Genomic DNA, 22547 nt, shown 5'->3' on the forward strand with positions numbered 1-22547 from the left:
CCGGAAACAATCGGCGCCCGATCAAGCCTCCCGCAAGCCCCTCCCTTGACTTTCGCTTCGCAACATGGCTTGTGCAGCCCGACACGGCCTGCCTCCGGCGGGCCGTAATGATTTTCTATGCCAAGAAGAATACCGAGGATTTAGAATGCACCCCTACCGTAGTCACACGTGCGGTGATCTCCGTCTGTCCGACGAAGGCCAGACCATCCGTCTTTCCGGCTGGGTTCACCGGGTTCGAGATCATGGCGGGGTGCTGTTCATTGATCTGCGCGACCATTATGGCGTCACCCAGTGTGTGGTTGATCCGGATTCGGCCGCGTTTGGTCTGGCTGAAACCGTTCGTTCCGAGTGGTGCATCCGCATTGACGGCAACGTGAAACAGCGCACACCGGAAACGGTCAACAAGGACCTGCCGACCGGTGAAGTCGAAGTCTTCATCCGCGACATGGAAGTGCTTGGATCGGCAAAAGAATTGCCGCTGCCGGTGTTCGGCGAGCTGGACTACCCGGAAGAGGTGCGCCTGAAGTACCGCTTCCTGGATCTGCGCCGCGAAAAGCTGCACAACAACATGATCCTGCGCTCCAACGTCGTGCGCGATCTGCGCGACCGCATGTGGGAGATTGGTTTCAACGAGTTCCAGACGCCGATCATCACGGCGTCTTCGCCGGAAGGCGCGCGAGACTTCCTGGTGCCGTCCCGCCTGCATCCGGGCAAATTCTACGCGCTGCCGCAGGCACCGCAGCAGTTCAAGCAGCTGCTCATGGTCTCCGGCTTCGACAAGTATTTCCAGATCGCGCCGTGTTTCCGCGACGAGGACCCGCGTGCCGACCGCTCGCCGACGGACTTCTACCAGCTCGACATGGAAATGTCCTTTGTCACGCAGCAGGAGATCTTCGACACGATCGAGCCGGTGATTGCCGGCTGTTTCGAGCGCTTCGGCAACGGCCGTCCGGTCAACCGCACCTGGCCGCAGATCTCTTATAAAGACAGTGCGCTTTGGTACGGCACCGACAAGCCGGACCTGCGCAACCCGATCAAGATGCAGATCGTGTCTGAGCATTTTGCCGGCTCCGGCTTTGCCATCTTCGCCAAGCTGCTGGAGCAGCCGGGAACGGAAATCCGCGCCATTCCGGCGCCGAAGGGCGGCAGCCGCAAGTTCTGTGACCGCATGAACAAGTTCGCGCAGGGCGAAGGTCTGCCGGGCATGGGCTATATCTTCTGGCGCAAGGCCGAGGACGGCTCGACGGAAGCCGCGGGCCCGCTCGCCAAGAACATCGGTCCGGAACGCACCGAAGCCATCCGCCAGCAGCTCGGCCTGGAAGAGGGCGACGCGGCGTTCTTCCTCGGTGGCAAGCCGAAGCAGTTCACGGCCGTGGCCGCCAAGGCGCGTGTCATCATTGGCGAAGAACTCGGCCACACCGACAAGGACCGGTTCGAATTTGCCTGGATCGTCGACTTCCCGATCTACGAGAAGGACGAGGAAACCGGCGAGATCGACTTCGAGCACAACCCGTTCTCCATGCCCCAGGGTGGCATGGAAGCGCTGGAAGGCGATCCGCTTGACGTTCTTGGCTATCAGTACGACCTGTCCTGTAACGGTCACGAGCTGGTTTCCGGCGCGATCCGGAACCACAAGCCGGAAATCATGTACAAGGCCTTTGAAATCGCCGGCTACCCGAATGAGGAAGTCGACAAGCGTTTCGGTGGCATGGTCAACGCGTTCCAGTACGGCGCCCCGCCGCATGGTGGCTGCGCGGCCGGTATCGACCGCATGGTGATGCTGCTCGCAGATGAGGCCAACATTCGTGAGGTCATGCTGTTCCCGATGAACCAGAAGGCCGAAGACCTGATGATGGGGGCGCCCAACGAGGCGACGGCGGCTCAGCTTCGCGATTTGCATTTGCGGCTGAACCTGCCGGAAGCGTAAACTGGGGCCCTTGCGGCTGCGGACCAGAAACGGATACCCCTTCCTGAAAGGGGCAGGGAGGCCGGCTTTGCTGGCCTCTTTCATGCCGGGAACAGAACTCTGATGAAAGGCAATGCTTCGTGCTAAACCCTGCAAAATGGCAGGTCTTTGAAGATCAGGACGGCACCGTCCAGACCGTCAAGCGGTTGCTGAGCGAAAACATCCGGACCTATATCCCGCGCTACGCGCTGGCCTTTGTGTTCATGGGCCTGGTCGCGGCAACAACCGCTGCCAGCGCCTGGATCATGAAGGACATCATCAACGAGGTCTTCATCAATCGCGACAAGGCGATGATCTACGCCATCGCAGGTGCGGTGATCGCGATCTTCACGTTGAAAGGCGCGTCGACCTACGGCCAGATGGTGGTATTGTCGCGGGTGGGCAATGCCATCGTCGCCGACCTGCAGAAAAAACTGTTCAGGCGCCTGACCGAACAGGACCAGGCCTATTTCGACCGTATGTCGCTGCCGGAGCTGGCTATTCGCGTCAACACGGGATCAGCCAGCGCCCGCAATGTCATAGATATGCTGGTGCTGAGCCTCGGCCGGGACATCCTGACCCTGATTGGTCTTGTAGTCGTTCTGATTTCCATGGATCCGATCATGAGCCTTCTGGCTCTGGTGATCATGCCGCCCATCGTGATCGGCGTGGGTTTCCTGGTGAAGCGGGTCAAGACCTATGCCAAGCGGCAGGTTGTCTCGAACGCCAAGATCGGCGCGACGCTTCAGGAAACGGTGCTCGGTATCCGGATCGTCAAGGCCTTCGGCATGGAACCGGCCATGCACAAGCGCATGGCGGGCGCTGTTGCCGAGGTGCAGAGCCAGTCCAACAAGATTGCGTCTTTGACGGCACGGACGTCTCCCCTGATGGAGACGCTTGGTGGCTTTGCCATCGCGTTGGTGATCTTTTACGGCGGCTATTCGGTGGTCGAGCTGGGCAAGGACCCGGGCGCGTTTTTCGCGTTCATCACGGCTCTGTTGCTGGCCTATGACCCGGCGCGGCGTCTTGCCAGGCTCAATGTCAATCTGAGCAAGGCGATTGTCGGTGCAAGGTTGATGTACGAACTGATCGACGAGCAGCCGGACCTGGTCAAGATCGAAAACGCACCCGCCCTGACGGTCAAGAGCGGCGACGTTGTCCTGAAGGACGTCCGGTTCTCCTATGGCGAGGGCGCCGCACTCACAGGTCTGACGCTCACGGCGGAAGGCGGAAAGACAACGGCCCTTGTTGGTGCCTCCGGGGCCGGCAAGTCGACAGTCTTTGCCCTGATTGAGCGGTTCTATGACCCGCAGTCGGGCGAGATCGCGATTGACGGACAAGCGATCAAATCCGTATCGATGGAAACGCTGCGCCGGAACATCGCCTATGTCGGGCAGGAATCCTATCTGTTCAACATATCCGTTCGCGACAACATCGCGGTCGGGAAACCCGACGCCACGCAGGCCGAGATCGAGGCGGCTGCTCGGGCAGCGAACGCACACGACTTCATCCAGGAGCTGCCGGACGGATACGCGACCCTGGCAGGCGAGGGCGGCGGGCGGCTGTCCGGTGGACAGCGGCAGCGCATTGCGATCGCAAGGGCCATGCTGCGCGATGCGCCCATCCTTCTCCTGGACGAGGCAACTTCGGCGCTTGACGCGGAATCGGAAGCAAAGATCCAGGCGGCGCTCGAGACGCTGATGGCAGGTCGCACAACCATCGTGATCGCCCACAGGCTGAGCACCGTTCGTCATGCACACAAGATCCATGTCCTGGACAAGGGGCACCTGATCGAAAGCGGTTCGCATGACGATCTTTTCGAGCATGACGGTGTCTATCGCCGCCTGTGCGAACTTCAGTTCCAGAACCGCAAGGAAGCCGCGGCCTAGTGCATTTTTCGGCCAAATTGGCTCATCCTGTTTGAGGTCTTGCGAGGTCGGCTGCACGAGGGGGGGCGCTCATTGCGGGTCTGTGGACAAGCGGCCGATAAAGCAGGCGTCTGCCAGACACAAACCTGACGGGGCGGGCCCGTTCGGCCCAATGCCTGCAAAAGCTGTCTCGACCGTGCCGCCAGCACGCTCTTCGTCAGCTCCCTTGATCTTGAACCAAAACGGCTCCGGCAGAACGCGCCAATTGGCTGGAACATGTCCTGGCCAGCGATCTCTGCAAACGAAAAAAGCCCGGACCTTGTCCGGGCTTTCCTGGTCATTGTGACGTCAGATCACTGGTTGGCTGTGATGCCGACGGCCAGGATCTGCGGGATCATCTGCGGTGCCAGCATGGCCGTGCCCATGATCTGGGAGACCGGGACCGGCGCCGACGGAGCAGCAACAACCTGAAGCGAACCAGGCGTGTTCAGATATTCAGTCACAGCCTGGGCCACCTGACCTTCAAGCTCCTTGTTCTGCAACATGCCAAGCATCATCGGCAGGCTGCCGGTGATGCCGGCGACATATTGCGGTGTCTCGACACCCGCCTTTTTTGCTTCCTGATCAAGGATGCGCCCGGTAAGAGATGCATCGTCCAGCCGAATCTTGGCATTGTCGACGGTGACGTTCTGAAGCAGCGCCATGGCTTCTTCCGGCTTGTCCGACTTGTCGTTGAGCTGGGTAATTACATCACGGGTGACGCCACCGAGCGAGAACGACAGGGACAGCTTGGCGGCATCCTTGGCGTCGATCTTCAGCTCCGGGACAACCAGGGTCGCAGCTTCCGGATCCCACTTGGCAGATCCGGCAAGATCGACGGTCAGCGTCTGGTAGCCGAGATCGGTCAGCGTCTTGCTTTCGTCAGCTTCCAGCTGCGTGACATCCACGGTCGCGCCGGTGACAGCAAACTGGCCGCCGGTCGGCAGATCGCCGTCCATGCCATCGATGGAGGAGGAGATCTTGGTGATGTCGGCAACCTTGCCGTCTTCGTCGCGGATCTCGATCGATGTTGCTTCAAGCGTCTTGTAACCGGGGCCCACCGGCGGCGTGTCGGCTTCCATCTCGGCCGGAGACGGTAGCAGCAGGTCGGTCACTGACAGGCTGGCAAGGCTCAGACCGCCGTCATCTGCGTTCAGTTCAAGGCTTTCAAGGTCAAGACCACCCAGCTTGAGCCGGCCGTTGTCCTGAACAGCACCGTTCGTCAGGGTCGTTGCAGCAATGGTCACGCGGCCGTCTTCGCCGTCCTGGGTCACAACAACGTCGTTGATGGTGACGGTGTCGCCGGAAACGTCGACACCGCTATAGCTTTCAACGGTGCCTTCCTGGGCATCCAGCAGGGTCAGAAAGGCGTCGGCGACGTCATTTCCCGTTGGGTCGAACGCAAGGGCAGGGGTGGCCTGCAGTGCGATCAGGCTGACGGCGGCCGTCAGGCCGGCGGCAATCCGGGGCGAACGGACAAATTTCATTGAAAATCTCCATGAATAGAGGTGCCTCCACTCTGCTTGAAGATCCAGAGGGAGGCAAGGTGAAAGCCGAAGCAAGGTTTAGACGCTCCGTACGAACAAGATGTGTCCTGCATCACAATTTGTCAGAACAGCCTGTTGGCAAGTCCGGTTGCGATGAGCGGGATTGGCATTCAGGTCAGGCCGCACTCTTTTCCGGGTAAGCACTGCTTGCGCGTTCGATGTCTTCAATTGTCGGCAGGCTGGCTTCATTGCCCAGATGCTGGATCGCATGGGTTGATGCACCACGGGCAAAGCGGAAGTGCTGATCCCAGCTGTGTTCGGGCCAGTGAAGATAAGAGGCGATGTAAGCGCCGTGGAAAACATCGCCGGCCCCGTTGGAATCCACGACCTTGTCAAGAGGAACAGCGAGAGCGGGCAGGACCTTGTCGGGGCCACCTGCTTCATACCAGACCACACCTTGTTCGCCGAGCGTGACAGCGCCCACAGGACAGTTTTTCGAGCGCAGATACGCCAGGGTCTCGCCGGCCGATTTGCCGAGCTGCTCGCAGAAGCGCTCGGACACGACGGCAATGTCGATATGTTCCAGCAATTCGTCCGTGTTCTCGCGCACGGCGCCGCCGTCCAGTGAGGTCAAAATTCCATTGTTCTTGCAGGTGGCGGCGTAGTGGAGGGCGGCATCCGGCATGTGCCCGTCGAGGTGCAGCGCTTTCATGCCGGTGAGGGTCAATGGTGGAAAGGGATGCAGGAACTCATTGTCCCGGCAACGCACGATAGCGCGCTTGCCACCCTTGGGCATGATGAAGGACAGCGAACTCTCGCGCACCTTTCTGCCGTGGATCGAAATGCCATAGGCAGCTGCCATATCGAGGAACATCCGCGACAGCCAGTCATCAGCCTGGGAGCAGAGCAGATCCGGCTTGCCGCCCAGCTTGGCGCAACAGAAAGCTGCGGTGACAGCGTTGCCGCCAAAGCTGATCGCGTAGTCGTTGGCTATCGCTTTCTCGTCGCCGGTTGGCAGGCGATCGGTCAAGAAGGTTACGTCGATATAGGCCTGACCGATGAACAATGCCTGCATGAAATCCTCCCGGGACGCTGATTCCTCTGGTGTTGCGGCATTCGAACATGAGCGTGCCTGCCACCGCTTTGATCTGAATGAAACAGCTGAATCTTCAGTCCTTGTTTACCCAGTTCAGCCATCTTCAGAAAGAGTTTATTCACGAACAGGCCCTTGTCTTGTCCTTCCGGTATTTAGGCTTTGCGAAAACCGTTCTGATCGCCCTTGTGCTGGCGACCACGCCGCTGTTCGCGATCAATATCATTTTGAATCAATATGCTGAACGTCGTGCGATTACCGAAATGGAAGGCATGGGCCAGGCAACGGTTCATCGCGCGGAGGAGGCGATCAGCACCACCGTTTCCCTGCTGCAGCGCCTGGATCGGGATGATGTCCAAACCTGCAATGCCGCAGACCGTGTGATCTACGAAAAGCAGATCCTGGAACATGGCATGATCGACGCCATCGGGCTGGCGGATGCAGCCGGACAGCGCATGTGCGTATTTCCGGATCGGGAATTGGCCGGGGAAGTGATCCTGCCGCCGATCCGCGAAGACGGTCCGCTGGTCGGTATCGGCATGCTGGAAAGGTCCTATCTGGGCGTGCGGGCCGCAGTCATCAGCTGGGACTTGAAAAACCAGAGCCGCCTGTTTGCCGAAGTCACTCCCGCTGTGATCGCGATGGATCCGGGACCGGACTACCTGCGGTCCTACCGCAGAACCGAATTGCGTCTCGGCGACAATCTGTTGTGGTACACGGTCGGCGGCTATAACTCCGAGGCCAGCGACCCGTCAGAAATCCTCACCGTCGATGTCAGGTCGGAGCTCTATCCGCTTGTTGCCACGGTGACGGCACCGGCCTCTGCCGCAGGGCAGGTGGTCCAGGACCTGAAGGTAATTGCCGTTGCTGCCTGTGCGGGCATTGCGGTTCTCTTTGTCGCCATCGGTGTCTGGCTGTCCTGGCGGCCGGAACGGGAAGCGGACGACGAATTTGTCGCCGCGATCCGCAACGGCGAGTTCATTCCCTACTATCAGCCTGTCATGGACATCGAAAGCGGCCGCCTGCGTGGCTGCGAGATCCTGATGCGCTGGAGACGTCCGAACGGCATGATCGTCTCCCCCGGACAGTTCATGGCCTACGCGGAGAACAATGGTCATATCTTCGACATGACCCGGCATATGATGCGCGTGTCCTCGGAGGAAATCGGCGAACTCTACGGCGAGAACCCGGATCTGAAGCTGTCGGTCAATCTGTTCGCCGGCCATTTCCTGGATCGGGAAATCATTTCGGACATCAAGTCGATCTTCGAAAAATCCGCAATATCCTTCCAGCAGATCGTGGTCGAGGTGACGGAACGCCATCCGCTGGAAGACATGGAGCTGGCCCGCAAGATCATCGCCGAACTGCAGGCGCTTGGTGTTCGGGTCGCACTCGACGACGTCGGAACCGGTCATGGCGGCATGGCCTATCTGCAGAAGCTCGGTGTCGACATCATCAAGATCGACAAGATGTTCATCGATACCATCGGGTCGGACGACAACTCCACGACCATTGTCGACTCCATGGTTGAACTGGCCGACAATCTCGGCATGGGCATCATTGCCGAAGGCGTCGAGATGGAAGAACAGATCGACCGGCTTCTGGAACTTGGCGTGACCGCGGCCCAGGGGTATTTCTTCGCTGCTCCAATGCCCGCCAACGAGTTCATCGAATTCGCCGAACGCGCTGAGGAAGACGCGCGCGAGCGCGCACGGCTGGCAGCCGAAGCCGCAGCCGCCGAACAGGCGGCCAACGAAGCGGCAATGGCCAACGCAGCCGCCTGATCCGGTCTTAATTACCCCAACCGTTTTGAACCGTTTTCCGCAAACCGAGTGTCTGCGGAAAACGACGATTGCCTCTTTTTACAGCTTGTCTGTACCGGCTGGACGGTTTAGAAGGCGCGGCAACTGTACTGACCAGACGGTAAAGTCATATGAGTTCCAGACCCGCGCGCAAGGCGCAAGACTCCAAATCAAGCATTCTTGACGCTGCGCTGGATCTCATCCGGCGCGCCGGTGCGCCCGCGCTGACAATCGATGCGGTCGCGGAAGAGGCCGGGTTTTCAAAGGGCGGTGTGCTCTACAATTTTCCGACCAAGGATGCGTTGATCACCGGCATGGTGGAGCATCTCGGCCGCCAGTTCGAAGCGGAAGTCATCGCGGCGCGTGCGCAGAACCTGTCTTCGCCCTGTCCGACCCTGAGTGCGATGATCGATGTCACCGAGGGCTGGTTGAAGCAGAACCGGGATCTTGCGCGCGCCATGCTGGCCACCACGGCCGCCAAGCCGGACCTGAGCGAGCCTTTCATGGATGTGAAGGCGCGGTTGAAGGCGGCGATCCAGGACGAGACACCGGAAGTGGGTAGAGCCTGGGCGATCTGGGCGAGCCTTGAGGGCCTGCATTTCGCAGAAGCCCATTGTGTCGCTATTTTCAACGAGAATGAACAGGCTGCCGTGTTTGAAGAACTCCGCAGCCGCCTGTCCGAATTCGAACATCGGGACTGAGAAAGATGTTGGCAATGAACCTGGCCTCGGCCGGACGCTTCACCGGTATTCTGATGGCCACCGCCTTATTGGCAGCGTGCCAGGACAACGCCGTCGACCCGGTCGCAGAGGCGGAGGCGGCGCTGCATGCGGCGCCCCGACCGGCAAAAATCTTCACCGTGACGGACCAGATCGGTCTCCTGGAGCGGCGGTTTGCCGGCCGGATCGCGGCCGTGCAGACCGTGAACCTGTCTTTCCAGGTTCCCGGCCGGCTGGTTCAGCTTCCGGTTCTGGAAAGCCAGCAGGTGAAGGAGGGCGATCTGATCGCCAGGCTCGATACGACGGATTATGACCGCGCCCTGCGCGAGGCAACGTTCCGCGTTGAACAGGCCAAGCGCGAGCTGGATCGGCTTGAGACCCTGCGAGACCGCTCCGTGATTTCGCAGTCCGCCTATGACGAGCAGCGCAACACCTATGATCTTGCCCTTGAGGACCAGAAGGAAGCCAGGCAGAACCTGGAATATACCTCTTTGAAGGCGCCCTTTGACGGCATCGTTTCCAACCGCCTGATCGACAACTTCACAACTGTCAGCGTCGGCACACCGGTTGTCAGATTGCATGATGTGTCCGAGGTACAGGTCGACATCAATGTCGCCGAAGCCCTGTTCGGGCGGGTCACGGAATCGGAGGTCGCGTCGATTGAGGCCAAGTTCCCGGCCTATGGCGAAAAGCTGTTCCCGCTGACCTATCGCGAGCATTCAAGCCAGGTCGACGAGATCACCCAGACCTATCGTGTAACGCTGGCCATGCCACGCGAAGACGCCGGGCAGCTGTTTCCGGGTATGACGTCCTCCGTGATCGTCAAATTCCTGCCGGAAGGCCTGGAACTTGGCGAGCAGTTCCTGGTGCCCACCGGCGCCGTTGGCGTAGATGGTGACGGTGCTGCCTATGTCTGGAAATTCTCAGAGGATACCGGTGCCGTTTCGAAACAGGTCGTGGAAATCGGTACCATCATGGGCGACTACATCCCCGTGCGCGCAGGCCTGAAACCGGGTGACGAGATCGTCTCTGCCGGTGTCGCTTACTTGAGCGACGGCCAGGTCGTGCGCCGTTTGAACTGATCCGGGTCCGGACAAAACAGGGATCAGATATCGTGGATATTGCACGCTACTCCATCGAAAAGCCGGTCAACACCTGGATGATCGTCCTTATGGCGCTTCTGGGCGGTCTGTGGGGCCTGACCACCGTTGGCAGGCTGGAAGACCCGGCCTTTACCATCAAACAGGCACAGGTGATCACCAGCTATCCCGGCGCGACAGCCGCCGAGGTGGAAAACGAGGTCACGGAAAACCTGGAGACGGCGATCCAGCAGATGCCCCAGCTGGATCTGATTACGTCCGTGTCCGAACCTGGCCTGTCGCGCATCAGCGTCGAAATCAAACCGACCTATGACGGCACCGAACTGCCGCAGGTGTGGGATGAACTGCGCCGGAAGGTCAATGACGAGGTCCGGAATCTGCCGGCCGGGGCGGGCACCCCGCTGGTCTATGATGATTTCGGCGATGTCTACGGGCTCTTCTATGCCTTTACCGCCGATGGTTATACCAACCGGGACATTCGCGACACGGTCAAGCGCATCCGTCGGGAGTTGCTGACAGTTCCCGGTGTCGGCAAGGTCGAGGTTGCCGGCGAACCGGAGGATGTCATCTACCTGAATGTCGATCAGGACAAGATGGCGGGTCTCGGCATTTCCTTTACCGACATCATCGGCGTTCTGGATGCGGAGAACCGCATCCAGACCAACGGCTCGGCGGTGTCCGGTCAGCAGCGCATCCGCCTGATGACAGCTTCCGCCTTTGATGACTACCGCGGCATCCAGGACCTGGTTATCGGCCGTCCGGGGTCGACGGCGATGATCCGCCTGTCGGATGTAGCAACAGTGGAACTGGGCGAGCCTCAGCGGCCCAACCGGCTCATCCGGCATGACGGCCACGAGGCCGTCACCATCGGTGTGTCGCAGGTGGACGGCACAAACATCGTCGAGGTTGGCGCCAGGGTGATCGAAAAGCTGGCCGAGATCGAAGCGCAGTTGCCGGTCGGCATGCAGATCCACCCGATCTACGAGCAGAACATTGTCGTCGATGAAAGCGTCAACGGCTTCATTTTCAACCTGGCGGCCTCGGTGGTGATCGTCATCGGCGTGCTGGCGCTGTTCATGGGTTGGCGGGCTGCGCTGGTCGTCGGCACCGTGCTTCTTCTGACGGTCATGGCGACGGTTCTGTTCATGCGCATCTTCGCCATCGAGATGGAGCGGATTTCGCTCGGGGCGCTGATCATTGCCATGGGCATGCTCGTCGACAACGCGATCGTCGTGGCCGAAGGCATGATGATCAACATGCAGCGCGGCATGCGGGCGATCGAGGCGGCCAGCAAGGTGGTCAAACAGACCATGTGGCCGTTGCTCGGCGCGACCGTGATCGGCATCATGGCGTTTTCAGGCATCGGTCTGTCGCCGGATGCGACCGGCGAGTTTCTGTTTTCGCTGTTTGCCGTGATCGGGATTTCGCTGCTTCTGTCCTGGGTATTTGCCATCACGGTGACGCCGTTGTTCGGCAAGTATTTCTTCAAGACGGCGACCGGCAACCTGGAGGATCACGATCCCTACAAGGGGATTCTCTACAAGATCTACAGAGGCTTCCTGGTCGGCACGCTGCATGTCCGTCTTCTGACCGTTGCCGCGCTGATTGGCATCACCGTTGCCTGCGTGATGGCCTTCGGCAACGTCAAGCAGGCCTTTTTTCCGGACAGCAACACGCCGATTTTCTACATCCACTACTGGTCACCCCAGGGCACGGATATCCGGGCCACGGAAGCCGACCTGAAGGACATGGAAGCGCTCATTCTCGAAGATGAGCGGGTCGAGACGGTCACCAGTTTTGCCGGTGGCGGCGCCACCCGGTTCATGCTGACCTATTCTCCGGAGGACGCCAACCCGGCCTATGGTCACATGATCGTTCGCACAAGAAGCCGGGACGACATCGACATGCTCGCGCTGGATTTGCGCCGGGCGTTCGCCGACAGCTTTCCATCTGCCCAGGTGATCACGAAACGCCTGGTCTTCGGGCCGGGTGGCGGCGCCAAGATCGAAGCGCGTTTCTCGGGTCCCGACGCGGATGTGCTGAAACGGCTGGGCAATGAGGCCCAGGCGATCTTCGCCCTGCCGGAGAACCGGCTGGCCGACGTCAACACCAACTGGCGCCAGCGCGAGCTTGTGGTGCGCCCGATCTTCGATGAGGACCGTGCCCGCATCTCCGGCGTGACCCGCGAGGAACTCTCCGTTGCCCTGCAATTTGCCACTGAAGGCGTGCGGGTCGGCTCCTACCGGGACGTCGATGAAGGCATTCCGATCGTCGCCCGCAGGGCAGGGCTTGATGGCCTGTCGGTCAATGAAAGCGTTTCCGACTCGCTCTTGTGGAGCAGCAATCAGCGGCGCTACGTGCCCATTGATCAGGTGGTGCGCGAATTCGTGATGGAGCCACAGGATACGCTGATCCATCGCCGCGACCGCTTAAGAACGCTGACCGTGAAGGCCGAAACCACGGCAGGGGAAACCGCCTCTGCGGCGCTTGCAAGGGTCCGGCCCCAGATCGAAGCCATCCGTCTGCCTCCGGGCTACGCGCTGGAATGGGGCGGGGAATACGAGAGCACAAATGACGCGCAGGCGTCGCTTGGAGCCCAGCTGCCGCTCGGCTTCCTAGTGATGCTGATCATCTCGATCCTGCTGTTCGGTTCTGTCCGTCAGCCCCTGATCATCTGGCTGATGGTGCCGATGTCGATCAATGGTGTTGCCATTGCCCTGCTTGCCACCGACACGCCCTTCGGCTTCATGTCGCTGCTCGGTTTCCTGTCGTTGTCCGGCATGCTGATCAAGAATGCGATTGTTCTCCTGGAGGAAATCGACCTTCTGATCCGTGAGGGCAGGGAGAAATATGCAGCGATTGTCGAGGCCAGTGTCTCGCGTATGCGCCCGGTGATGCTTGCGGCGATTACCACCATCCTTGGCATGGCGCCGCTCCTGTCGGATGCCTTCTTCCGCGGCATGGCGGTGACCATCATGGGCGGCCTGGCCTTTGCAACGGTGCTCACCCTGATCGCAGCACCGGTGCTCTACGCCCTGTTCTTCCGGGTGAGGCCGCCAAAAAGACAAAAGGCGGGCACGGAGCCGGGTTTGCAAGTGGGGAACACGGCTCCTGCCGAATGAGAGGCATATCTCGACTTCCGGAAAAGGCGGCCATGAGCCGCCTTTTTTGATTTCCGGTCAGGAGCCGGGCGGGGGCTTCAACAGTTGGCCAAACCGGGAAAGGAATCGTTTCTCAAGACCTTGGCAAACCTTTCGGAATCAGTTTTTCAACGTCCTCGCGTTACGTCATGGGCCCTTGTCGGCCTCTTTGAAGTCCGGGCTCAATTCAAAAAGAAAAGCCCGCCCGCGAGGCCTGTGCGGGCGGGCAGTCCAGCTGTGGACGGCCATCAGGATCCGGACGGCGGTTGTCCGGGATGGGGCAGTGGGCACTGGTCATTTGCCTGGTCAATCATGCGATTGACTTGCAGACCTAGCGTGCTGTGGCCATCTCGCGCTGGACTTTGGACCTGGCGGCCTTGACGTTGTCGAGCACCTTGGGGCAAGCGGTGCTCGAGACCTGCTTTTCAGACAGGAACGACGTCATGCGGGCATCCAGGTCCTGCAACCGGGTGCGTCTTTGTAGCTGGGGCGGTACGGCGGACATGACAGGAAAAAAGGGCCAGAACATCGGCATTTCAAGCTCCGTTTCGTAAGGGGGCTCCGTCAGTAGGCCAGACGGTTGGCGTTCAGACTTGTCTCGATGCGAGTGATCTCGTCACGCAGGCGCAATTTGAACTTCTTTAAGGAGCGGATGTGCTGAGCGTCCGGGTAGGGGTGCCCCTCTTCCCGGCGGATCAGCGAGTCCAGGGTGTTGTGCTGGCTGCGCAAGGATTTCAGTCGGTTGTACATGGCTTTCCTCCTCTTCCGGTTGGCTCTCTCTGTGGACACACTGGATATGGGAACAAAACCGGCATAGAGGAAATACATTGTTTGTATTATTGTGATAGATAAAATCTATCGAAAAGGATGTCTGCATGCGGTTCCGTCCGTCACCACGACAACTGGATTATTTCGTGGCACTTGCCGAGACCCTCCACTTCGGCCGTGCAGCGGCTACCTGCCACGTGTCGCAACCGACTTTGTCTTCTCAATTCAAGCTGTTGGAGGATCATCTCGGGGTCGCGTTGCTGGAACGCGGTGCAGGGGGCATCACCCTCACCGCAGCGGGGGAGCGGCTGCTGCCCCTGGCGCGTCAGGCTCTTGAAAACCTCGACGAAATCGTGACGGCGGCACAGGCGGGCCAGGACAATCTGGGCGGTTTGATCCGCCTCGGTGTGTCGCCCACATTCGGGCCATATTTCATGCCGTTCCTGCTGCCGATTCTGAAACACACCTTCCCGGATCTGGAGCTCTATATCCGCGAGGACAGACCCAATCTTCTGGAGGAGGCGCTCGCGTCCGGCAGCCTGGACTGCATCCTGACGCCGGATATCACGCCGTCGGAGGTGTGGAGCGCTAAAATTCTCTGCCATGAAAGCGTTGCCCTCGCGGTGCCGAAATCCCACCCGCTGGCAGGCCTCGACGTCATTCCGGTCGACATGCTGAAAGGCGAAAAGCTGCTTGCGCTCAGCCAGGGCTTTCGCCTGCATGACGACGTTCAGGCGCTTGCCCGCGCTGCTGGGGCTGAATTCCGGCAGGACTACGAGGGCACAAGCCTCGATGCCATGCGCCAGATGGCGTCGATCGGCATGGGCCTGGCCCTGTTTCCGGCCGCCTATATTGCTTCCGAATTCGGCAAGGAACCGGATCTGTTGCTCAAGAAGGTCGATGGCCTGCCGATGCGCCGGCTGATGTATTTTGTCTGGCGTCGCGGCAGCTCAAGAACGGCACATTATGAAAAGCTGCTGTCACTGGCGCAGCAGGCTGTTGGAGCAATGGCCGTTGAGGGCGTGACGCTGGAAGACGAGGTCAACTGACAAACCTCCGATGCCCCACGTAATCCTCCCCATGTTGTCGGCAATTCCAAAACGTGCCAGCCTCTTCTGACTGACCGAGGAGGAGAGTCATGCCTGAGATTTCAAGTGACCGCGATTGTCAGACCGTCATCACGACCTTCGAAATGACGCCGGGGACCTGCTTTGATCTGCTGGACGAGCTGAAGGACGCCTATGATAGCTTCATTCAGCACCAGCCCGGCTTCATTGGAGCAGGCCTTCACGTGAATGACGCTCAGACACGGATCGCCAACTATTCGCAGTGGCGGCGACGAGAAGACTTCCTCGCAATGCTCAGGACACCGGAGATGCGGGAGCGCAACCGGCGCATCAGTGCGCTTTGCAAGAGCTTTGAACCAGTCATGTATGACGTCGCCGAGAGCTTCAACTAGCCGCTCTCCGGACAGGATTACGAAAGGAACACAAAAACGGCCGCCCAGAGGGGCGGCCGCTTCATTCCGTCACGTTTGGCGACTTATTCGTATTTCGCCAGGATCTTTGCCTGGGTGCCGTCGTCAATCATGGACTTCAGCGCATCCTGCATCTTTTTGACGTTGTCTGCATTGGTGCCCGGGTTGCAGGCCATCGACAGAACAGTCTCGGAAAGAACCACTGCGAGGTCGACGTCTTTTCCGTCTTTCTTCAGGCTATTGTAGAAGGCCTCGGAAACGGCAACCATGTCGACGCGGCCGGCGTCGAGTTTCTTGAGGGTTGTTTCCATATTCTTGGCGGCATCGATTTTCGGGAAGCCCTGCTGCTGCAAGAGGGATTCCGTATAGTCCTGAGACTGGGTGCCGACGGTGAAGGCCTTGGCGTCATCGATGCTGCCAGGGTTTACATCCGACCCTGCCTTTTTGATCAGGAGCGTCCGGTCGACATTGAGTGGCTCGACCCAGACAAATTTCGGATCGCGTTCTTCCGTATGCGATGCGGTGAAGACACAGTAGTCAGCTTCTTTTTCGGCAAGGCCGATCGCGCGGGACCATTGTGCCATTTCCACTTCATAGGAAAGGCCGGCCCTGTTCATGATTTCGAACACTTGTTCAGCGCCGAAGCCGACAATCTTGTCGCCGTCCATATAGTTGAAAGGCTTGTATTCTTCGGTGGTCAGGTTGACGTCTGCGGCCTGGACCGGTGCAGCCAGTACGAAGGCAGACAGGGCTGCGATGCCAAGAAAATGTTTCATGGGGGTTCCTTCCTGAAAGGTGGAGGCAAATCTGATTGTTATGATCTTGTTGGTAACGCCGGGAAGTGACGAAAAGGTTACTTCGAGGAAGTAATGAATAAGAAAAGAAATTAAATCGATTAGTGAGTATTTAACAAAGAGTACGAAAGGTTGAATGTTTTTCTTTCTCGTGCTTCGGTGGAGCTTGTTGAATATTGCGATAATTACGGTACATTTTTTAAGATCAAACAGCGAATGCTCGGGAAAATTGCCATGAAATATCGAATTTCTGATTGCCGCGATATTGCGCCGGCTCGGTTATGCGCTGCCATGAATGCCGCGTTTTCAGATTATGTGATCCCGCTCAAATTGTCAGAAACAGCGTTCAGGACGTTCCAGCGCCAGCGTGGCTTTAGTGCCGAGCATTCTTTTGTGGCCCTGCAAGGGGATAACATTGCGGCATTCTGGTTCTCCGGTGAGCCCCGGGTGGAATTCGGGAAACTGGCCTATACGCTTTCCGTTGGCACGCTGCCGGATCACCGGCGCAAGGGACTGTCGCGACAGCTCCTGGGCGCGGTCATCGCACAGCAGCAGCTTTCCGGCTCAAAAGGTCTGCAGCTGGAGGTTATCATCACCAACGATGCGGCAATCAGATCCTATGAGGCCATGGGGTTCTATCGTCACCGGACTTTGCGGGTCTTGAAGTTGTCGTCGGAACCGGCTTCGCAGAGCCTGGACTATGCGCCGGGTCCACTGGATCTGTCTCAAATTCCGACTGAGACCGGCGGATTTTTCGACACTGAGCCGACGCCGCAAAATGGCCGTCTCGCCCTTCAGGCGCTCAGTCCCGATCATCATTTGCTCGGTATCCAGGTGGAGGGCAAGCTGCTCGGTTGGGGGGCGGTCTACCCGGACGGTGCCGTCGCTCAGCTTGCTGTTCATCGTTCTGTCCGCAGAAAAGGGCTGGGCAGGACAATCCTGCAGGCCTTGTGGCAGGCGGCGGGTGAAGACTCGCTGACCTTTGTCAATGTCGATGAAAGCGCGGCGGCAGTTAACGGATTTCTGGAGCAAGCCGGCGCGCAGGAGCTGTTGCGGCAATACGAGATGCAGCTTCATCTCACCTGATCGCAGCGCGTTTTCCGTCGGTACAGCTAGTCCGCTTTTCGAAAGGGCGCATGTTCGGCCAGAGCTTCGTTTTCCCGCTCAACGGCGTGGCGCTCGTGCTCCAGGAAGTCGGCGACGGCATCATGCAGGCCTTCATGGGCGATCCAGTGCGCCGAATAGGTCGTGGTTGGAAGATAACCGCGCGCCAGCTTGTGGGCGCCCTGGGCGCCCGCTTCGACGCGCTTGAGACCACGGGCAATCGCAAAGTCGATGGCCTGGTAATAACAAAGTTCAAAATGCAGGAAAGGGTGGTGTTCCGTGCAGCCCCAATGGCGACCGAACAGGGTTTCCGAGCCGATAAAGTTGAGCGCACCGGCGATGTAGCGTCCGTCCCGCTTGGCCAGAATCAGTAAGGTGCGCTCCGCCAGGCGTTCGTTGATCAGCGAAAAGAAGGTGCGGTTCAGGTAAGGACGGCCCCATTTGCGGGAGCCGGTGTCCATGTAGAAACTGTAGAAGGCATCCCAGTGTGCTTCCGTCAGGTCGTTCCCCGTGACCCATTCAACCTCGATGCCTTCCACTTTCAGCGCTTCGCGGCGTTCTTTCCGGATGGCCTTGCGTTTGCGCGATGCAAGGTCGATCAAAAAGTCCTCGAAACTGTCATATCCCTGATTTTCCCAGTGAAACTGCTGATCTGTTCGCCGGAGATAGCCCAGTTCACCGAGGCTGTTCCATTCGGGTTTGGTGAGAAAAGTTGCATGGACAGAGGACGCGCCGGAACGTTGGCAGACCTGTACAAGCCCGGCAGCTAGCGCCTGCAGGCCGGCCTCCCGGTTGATGCCGGCTGCCGTCAGAAACCGGCGCCCGGTGGCTGGAGTGAAGGGAACCGAGATCTGCAGTTTTGGATAATAGTCGCCGCCGGCCCGGTAGAACGCATCCGCCCAACCGTGGTCAAACACATATTCTCCCTGGGAGTGGCTCTTCAGATAGGCGGGAACAGCTCCGATGATCGCGCCGGACGATTCCTGCAGAACCATGTGCCGCGGCAACCAACCGGTCTCGCTGGTGGCGCAGCCAGACGCCTCCAAGGCTTCAAGAAAAGCATGTGACAAGAAGGGGTTGAAGTCGGTTTCTTCAGAAACGGCTTCATCGTCCGCGGTGATTAAACTGGCCAGGCTGTCTTTGGACAGACCAAGCGCCTGTTTTTCCAGGATGCCTGGGCCGGTCAGTCTCCAGCCGGGGTTCGCCACGCGATCCCAATCGGCGGTGGAAATGTCTTTCAGAGACGACAGGATGCGCAGCGTGACGGCATCCTGAGCGCGCGATGCGTCAGTCGTCGTGCCGTGTTCGGGCCCGTTGATTGTCATGCCTTAGAAAAAACCGACCAGTAAACTCATGCCCTAGATGTAGCGCATTCATGTTGCGGCGCAAGGGCGCCGGGGCATAGCCCGGCTGTCTGCCTTTAGGTGGCGGTTTTGTCCGGATCGAATCCTTCGAACACGATCTGGTCCGCGTAGCGGGCCGCGCGCTCTCGCTGATCTCTCGTCCGAACGGTCCAGCACATCAGGGGCAATTTGAACATCGACCGTAACAGGCTCGGCCCTGCCTTGGGCAGGTCCTTGACACCATAGGAAACGAAATGCGGACGTGTGCGCGGAGCATGCAGGATATGGCGCAGAATGAACCGGTCGACCCGGCCATAGCGGACATAATCCGGCCCCGGCTCGGCGCCGTCGGCAACAATGCCGCGCAGCACATTGGGCTGATGGCCCCGGGCAATCGACAACATGTCCGGGTCGAAAGACTTGATACAGGCCGGTCCTTTATAGGCGGCGACCTGATCGGCAATGTGCCGGACAAAATCACCCTGGGCATCGCGGCGCATCAGGGACTTGATCTCGATGACCAGGGGAACCTTGCCGTCAACCAGGTCGAACAGGTCTTGAAGCAGCCACAACCGGTCCGTCCCGGTTTTCATGTGGATTTTCAGAAGATCAGCCGATTGGTGTTCGATCACGCGCCCGCTGCCCTCCGCCAGACGATCCAGCGTATAGTCGTGAAACACCAGTGCCTGGCCATCGGCTGTTTCCTGAACATCGACCTCGATGGCGAAATCATGGTCGACAGATTTCTGGATGGCGGAGGGGGTATTTTCGATGATGCCATCATCGGCATTGTGATAGCCACGATGAGCAATCGGGCGTGCGAAAATGGCTTCTAGATCCGGGGTCATGATATCGGTCTGCAGGAACGGGCAGGAGAGTGCACCTTGCGGGGCACCGGGCAAAATATCAGGCTTCGATTTCGAAAATGGCTTCGATTTCGACTGCAACACCAAACGGCAGCGAGGCTGCGCTGACGGCGGAGCGAGCGTGACGTCCCTTGTCGCCCATGGCTTCCACCAGGAAGTCGGACGCGCCGTTGATGACCTGCGGCTGGTCGCCGAAGTCGGCGGTGGAATTCACGAACCCGACGATCTTCACCAGACGGACGACTTTTTCCAGGTCGCCGGTTGCGGCCTTTGCTTGGGCAAGCAGGTTGATGGCACACAGCCGTGCGGCTGTCTTGCCATCTTCGATGCTGAGCGTGTCGCCAAGTTTGCCGGTGACCTGGATCTTGCCGTCAGCCATCGGCAGCTGTCCGGAAATAAAGAGCTGATTACCGGTCTTCACGAAGGGAACATAGTTCGCCGCAGGCGCGGCAGCTTCCGGCAGGGCAACCCCCAGATCATTCAAGCGGGCTTCAATCGTGCTCATCGGCCATCTCCAGGTTCTAAAAATCCTGGCGTGTCTTGGCGCAATTCGGCTGAGGTGACAAGGCCAAAAACGACAAACTGAAGCGTGTCCTGGCGGACGGTCCTGTTGCGTTTGAGGGCGGAAAGCGCTGCAGTTGAACCCAGGCGCTCAGATGATCGGGGGGAAAGAAACGATAGCGGCACTATTCCATGTGGCGAAACCCGTCTTTTGCCGCATAATGGGGCATGAGGACTGGTCAAATAGGCCGTCTCAGGAAGAGTTAAGAGGAAATTTGATGCAAGTCGCTCCGAAATCACTGTCGCTCTCTGTAGGCGCTTTATTCTGTGCCGCAGCTTTGGTGATTGGACAGGGGACGCCTGTCCTGGCAGCAGGCGCAGGGGCGTCTGCAGGGCAGAAGCTGGCGCCGCACAGGGCCGTCTATGACATGAAGCTCGGCGACACGGAGGAGCAAGCGGGCATCGCAGGGCTGAGCGGGCGCATGGTCTATGATTTTTCCGGCAATGCCTGCGAGGGGTACAGCGTCAATTTCCGCTTCGTGACCGAGTTCCAGGACACCAACGGCGGGTCCCAGATCACGGATCTGCAGACGACGTCCTTCGAGGAGCCGGCGGCCGCAAGTTATCAGTTCCTGTCCAAGACCTTTGTTGATCAGAAGCTGGTTGAGGAAACCCGTGGCACGGCGCATGCCGGCGCAGATGCCAGGACGGTTGAGTTGAAGCAGCCGGCGGAAAAATCACTGGAAATCGGCGGCGACGTGTTGTTTCCGACCGAGCATCTTCTCGCCATTTTGAAAGCGGCAGACGAGAATGTGCACTTCCTGGCGGCCGACATCTATGACGGCGCTGAAACAGGCGAAAAAGTCTATGCCACGACCACGGTCATTGGCGCCAGAGCCGTCAACGACCTGCAGGGAAATGCGGACGCTGTGGCCGCGTCGCTGGATGGCGAAACCTACTGGCCTGTCACCGTCGCCTATTTCGATCCGAGCAAGGATGACGCGTCAGGCGAGTTGATGCCTGTCTACCAGCTGGCGTTCCGCCTCTATGAAAACGGCATCAGCAGCCATCTGAAACTCGACTATGGCGACTTCACCATTCACGGAAAGATGGCGTCGCTTGAACTCTACGAAGAAGGCGACTGCCCGCAAGACTGATCGCCGAAAGGCTGGAGGTGGTCAGTTGCCGCCGGTCTTTTTTGTCTCCCGCCCGGAACGGGCGGCGTGAGTCAGGCCGAGTTCCACAGCCGACTTTCCGAACTTGTCGCGGAGCCGGTCCACCGCCAGCTCCGCATTCTTGCGCCGTTCGGCATTGGGGTCGACAAGATCCTGCGGGTCTGCCTGCTCGGCCGTTTCCAGATCGCTGACGCCGATCCCGATAAGCCTGAACCGTCTGCCATCCGTTTCTGCTGCGAGCAGATCCTCGCCTGCTGCGAATATGCGGTCGGCAAGTTGGGTCGGATCCTGCAGGTGGCGCGCACGCGTGATGGTCTTGAAGTCAGCCGTTTTCAGTTTCAGCGTGACACCGCGTCCCGAGAGCTCCGACTTTTTCAATCGCGCAGAAACTTTCTCCGACAGGTTTCTCAGGATCGGGCGCAACGTCTCGAAACTTGAGATATCCGTCCGGAAGGTGGTTTCGGAAGACACGCTCTTGGCACCGCGCTGAGGTGTGACGTCCCGGCTGTCGTCGCCATGGGACAGGCGGGCGAGACGCAGACCGATCGATCCATAGCGGCGGGCAAGATCGGCGGCGTCCATCTCCTGCAACTGGCCGATGGTTCGGATGCCGTCCTTTTCAAGTTTCTTTTGGAAGACCTTGCCAACACCCCAGATCCGCCCGACCGGCATGACCGCCAGCACAGATTCAGCTTCGGCCGCTCCGATGACGGAAAAACCGCGTGGCTTCTCAAGATCGGACGCGAGTTTTGCCAGAAACTTGTTGGGGGCGAGGCCGACCGACGCAGAAATGCCAATCTCGGTTTCAAGGTCTCGGATAAACCTTGCCAGGATTTCAGCCGGCACCGCCTTGTGCAGCCGCTCGGTGCCGGTGAGATCCAGAAAAGCCTCGTCGATAGAGATCGGTTCCACCAGTGGCGTCAGGGCCCGCATACGCTCGCGAATGTCTTTTCCGATCCTGGCGTATTTTTCCATGTTCGGCTTGATGACCACGGCCTGCGGGCAGGCTTCCATGGCCTTGAACATCGGCATGGCGGACCGCACCCCGTAGATCCGGGCGATATAGCAGCAGGTGGAGACGACACCCCGCTGGCCGCCGCCGATAATGACGGGCAGATCCTGCAGCTCCGGATTGTCGCGTTTCTCGACGGCTGCATAAAAGGCGTCGCAATCGATGTGGGCGATGGACAGCTGGTCCAGCTCGGCATGGCGAACAAGCCGCGGGCTGCCACAGGTCAGGCAACGGGCGCCCGTATCCTGCGATCGGGCGCCGCAATCCCGGCAAAGGCTGAGGTTGGATATAGGGAGCTGTGTCACCGGTCCGGC

At 59.3% G+C, this 22547-nt stretch carries 19 protein-coding genes; 10 read left to right on the forward strand and 9 right to left on the reverse strand.

Annotated elements, in window-relative coordinates; all coding sequences use genetic code 11:
• Window positions 1-145: 145 nt before the first annotated feature.
• Window positions 146-1927 carry an aspartate--tRNA ligase gene (gene aspS, locus ACO6TG_RS26575; protein ID WP_422375959.1) on the forward strand — a complete coding sequence of 594 codons (1782 nt, stop codon included), beginning with the start codon at window positions 146-148 and terminating at the stop codon, window positions 1925-1927.
• Between the two features lie 119 nt (window positions 1928-2046).
• Window positions 2047-3834 carry an ABC transporter ATP-binding protein gene (locus ACO6TG_RS26580; protein WP_422375960.1) on the forward strand — a complete coding sequence of 596 codons (1788 nt, stop codon included), beginning with the start codon at window positions 2047-2049 and terminating at the stop codon, window positions 3832-3834.
• A 332-nt stretch (window positions 3835-4166) separates the two neighbouring features.
• On the opposite strand, the gene ACO6TG_RS26585 is transcribed toward ACO6TG_RS26580, so the two are convergent.
• Window positions 4167-5339, reverse strand: coding sequence for a hypothetical protein (locus ACO6TG_RS26585; protein ID WP_422375961.1), 1173 nt, complete (start codon window positions 5337-5339; stop codon window positions 4167-4169).
• A 175-nt stretch (window positions 5340-5514) separates the two neighbouring features.
• The gene (locus ACO6TG_RS26590; protein WP_422375962.1) at window positions 5515-6414 is read right to left on the reverse strand and encodes a sugar kinase; all 900 of its coding nucleotides are present in this window, start codon (window positions 6412-6414) and stop codon (window positions 5515-5517) included.
• Window positions 6415-6491: 77 nt separating this feature from the next.
• Here ACO6TG_RS26590 and ACO6TG_RS26595 point away from each other — a divergent pair, with 77 nt between their 5' ends.
• From ACO6TG_RS26595 to ACO6TG_RS26610, 4 genes are all read left to right on the forward strand, one after another.
• The gene (locus tag ACO6TG_RS26595) at window positions 6492-8216 is read left to right on the forward strand and encodes an EAL domain-containing protein (protein ID WP_422375963.1); all 1725 of its coding nucleotides are present in this window, start codon (window positions 6492-6494) and stop codon (window positions 8214-8216) included.
• 149 nt (window positions 8217-8365) lie between these two features.
• The gene (locus ACO6TG_RS26600) at window positions 8366-8935 is read left to right on the forward strand and encodes a TetR/AcrR family transcriptional regulator (RefSeq protein ID WP_422375964.1); all 570 of its coding nucleotides are present in this window, start codon (window positions 8366-8368) and stop codon (window positions 8933-8935) included.
• A gap of 5 nt (window positions 8936-8940) precedes the next feature.
• On the forward strand, window positions 8941-10035 hold the full coding sequence (locus tag ACO6TG_RS26605; RefSeq protein ID WP_422375965.1) for an efflux RND transporter periplasmic adaptor subunit: 1095 nt from the start codon (window positions 8941-8943) through the stop codon (window positions 10033-10035).
• A 32-nt stretch (window positions 10036-10067) separates the two neighbouring features.
• Window positions 10068-13175: an efflux RND transporter permease subunit gene (locus tag ACO6TG_RS26610; RefSeq protein WP_422375966.1), complete on the forward strand. Its 3108-nt coding sequence runs from the start codon at window positions 10068-10070 to the stop codon at window positions 13173-13175.
• A gap of 349 nt (window positions 13176-13524) precedes the next feature.
• Here ACO6TG_RS26610 and ACO6TG_RS26615 read toward each other — a convergent pair whose 3' ends face one another.
• Together ACO6TG_RS26615 and ACO6TG_RS26620 are read right to left on the reverse strand one after the other, a co-directional pair.
• Entirely contained in the window at window positions 13525-13728 is a 204-nt protein-coding gene (locus ACO6TG_RS26615; RefSeq protein WP_422375967.1) for a hypothetical protein, read from the reverse strand.
• Window positions 13729-13757: 29 nt separating this feature from the next.
• Window positions 13758-13943 (reverse strand): YdcH family protein, encoded by a 186-nt coding sequence (locus ACO6TG_RS26620; RefSeq protein WP_094070334.1) that lies wholly within the window; start codon window positions 13941-13943, stop codon window positions 13758-13760.
• A 125-nt stretch (window positions 13944-14068) separates the two neighbouring features.
• On the opposite strand from ACO6TG_RS26620, the gene ACO6TG_RS26625 reads away from it, so the two are divergent.
• Both ACO6TG_RS26625 and ACO6TG_RS26630 read left to right on the forward strand, forming a co-directional pair.
• Entirely contained in the window at window positions 14069-15010 is a 942-nt protein-coding gene (locus ACO6TG_RS26625) for a LysR substrate-binding domain-containing protein (RefSeq protein WP_422375968.1), read from the forward strand.
• Between the two features lie 89 nt (window positions 15011-15099).
• Complete coding sequence (locus ACO6TG_RS26630; protein WP_422375969.1) at window positions 15100-15420, forward strand: antibiotic biosynthesis monooxygenase family protein; 321 nt, start codon at window positions 15100-15102, stop codon at window positions 15418-15420.
• Window positions 15421-15503: 83 nt separating this feature from the next.
• Here the strand turns inward: ACO6TG_RS26630 and ACO6TG_RS26635 are convergent, their stop codons facing one another.
• Window positions 15504-16214, reverse strand: coding sequence for a substrate-binding periplasmic protein (locus tag ACO6TG_RS26635; RefSeq protein ID WP_422375970.1), 711 nt, complete (start codon window positions 16212-16214; stop codon window positions 15504-15506).
• A 150-nt stretch (window positions 16215-16364) separates the two neighbouring features.
• Here ACO6TG_RS26635 and ACO6TG_RS26640 point away from each other — a divergent pair, with 150 nt between their 5' ends.
• Window positions 16365-17318, forward strand: a complete 954-nt coding sequence (locus ACO6TG_RS26640) for a GNAT family N-acetyltransferase (RefSeq protein ID WP_422375971.1) — start codon at window positions 16365-16367, stop codon at window positions 17316-17318.
• A 26-nt stretch (window positions 17319-17344) separates the two neighbouring features.
• Here ACO6TG_RS26640 and ACO6TG_RS26645 read toward each other — a convergent pair whose 3' ends face one another.
• From ACO6TG_RS26645 to ACO6TG_RS26655, 3 genes are all read right to left on the reverse strand, one after another.
• Window positions 17345-18661: a GNAT family N-acetyltransferase gene (locus ACO6TG_RS26645; protein ID WP_422375972.1), complete on the reverse strand. Its 1317-nt coding sequence runs from the start codon at window positions 18659-18661 to the stop codon at window positions 17345-17347.
• Window positions 18662-18756: 95 nt separating this feature from the next.
• Window positions 18757-19527, reverse strand: coding sequence for a glycerophosphodiester phosphodiesterase family protein (locus tag ACO6TG_RS26650; protein WP_422375973.1), 771 nt, complete (start codon window positions 19525-19527; stop codon window positions 18757-18759).
• 58 nt (window positions 19528-19585) lie between these two features.
• Window positions 19586-20050 carry a RidA family protein gene (locus tag ACO6TG_RS26655; RefSeq protein ID WP_422375974.1) on the reverse strand — a complete coding sequence of 155 codons (465 nt, stop codon included), beginning with the start codon at window positions 20048-20050 and terminating at the stop codon, window positions 19586-19588.
• A gap of 337 nt (window positions 20051-20387) precedes the next feature.
• Here ACO6TG_RS26655 and ACO6TG_RS26660 point away from each other — a divergent pair, with 337 nt between their 5' ends.
• Window positions 20388-21203, forward strand: coding sequence for a cell envelope integrity EipB family protein (locus tag ACO6TG_RS26660; protein ID WP_422375975.1), 816 nt, complete (start codon window positions 20388-20390; stop codon window positions 21201-21203).
• Between the two features lie 21 nt (window positions 21204-21224).
• Here the strand turns inward: ACO6TG_RS26660 and ACO6TG_RS26665 are convergent, their stop codons facing one another.
• The gene (locus tag ACO6TG_RS26665) at window positions 21225-22538 is read right to left on the reverse strand and encodes a DNA polymerase IV (protein ID WP_422375976.1); all 1314 of its coding nucleotides are present in this window, start codon (window positions 22536-22538) and stop codon (window positions 21225-21227) included.
• Window positions 22539-22547 lie beyond the last annotated feature (9 nt).

The organism is Roseibium sp. (genome assembly GCF_965233565.1).
GTDB lineage: Bacteria > Pseudomonadota > Alphaproteobacteria > Rhizobiales > Stappiaceae > Roseibium.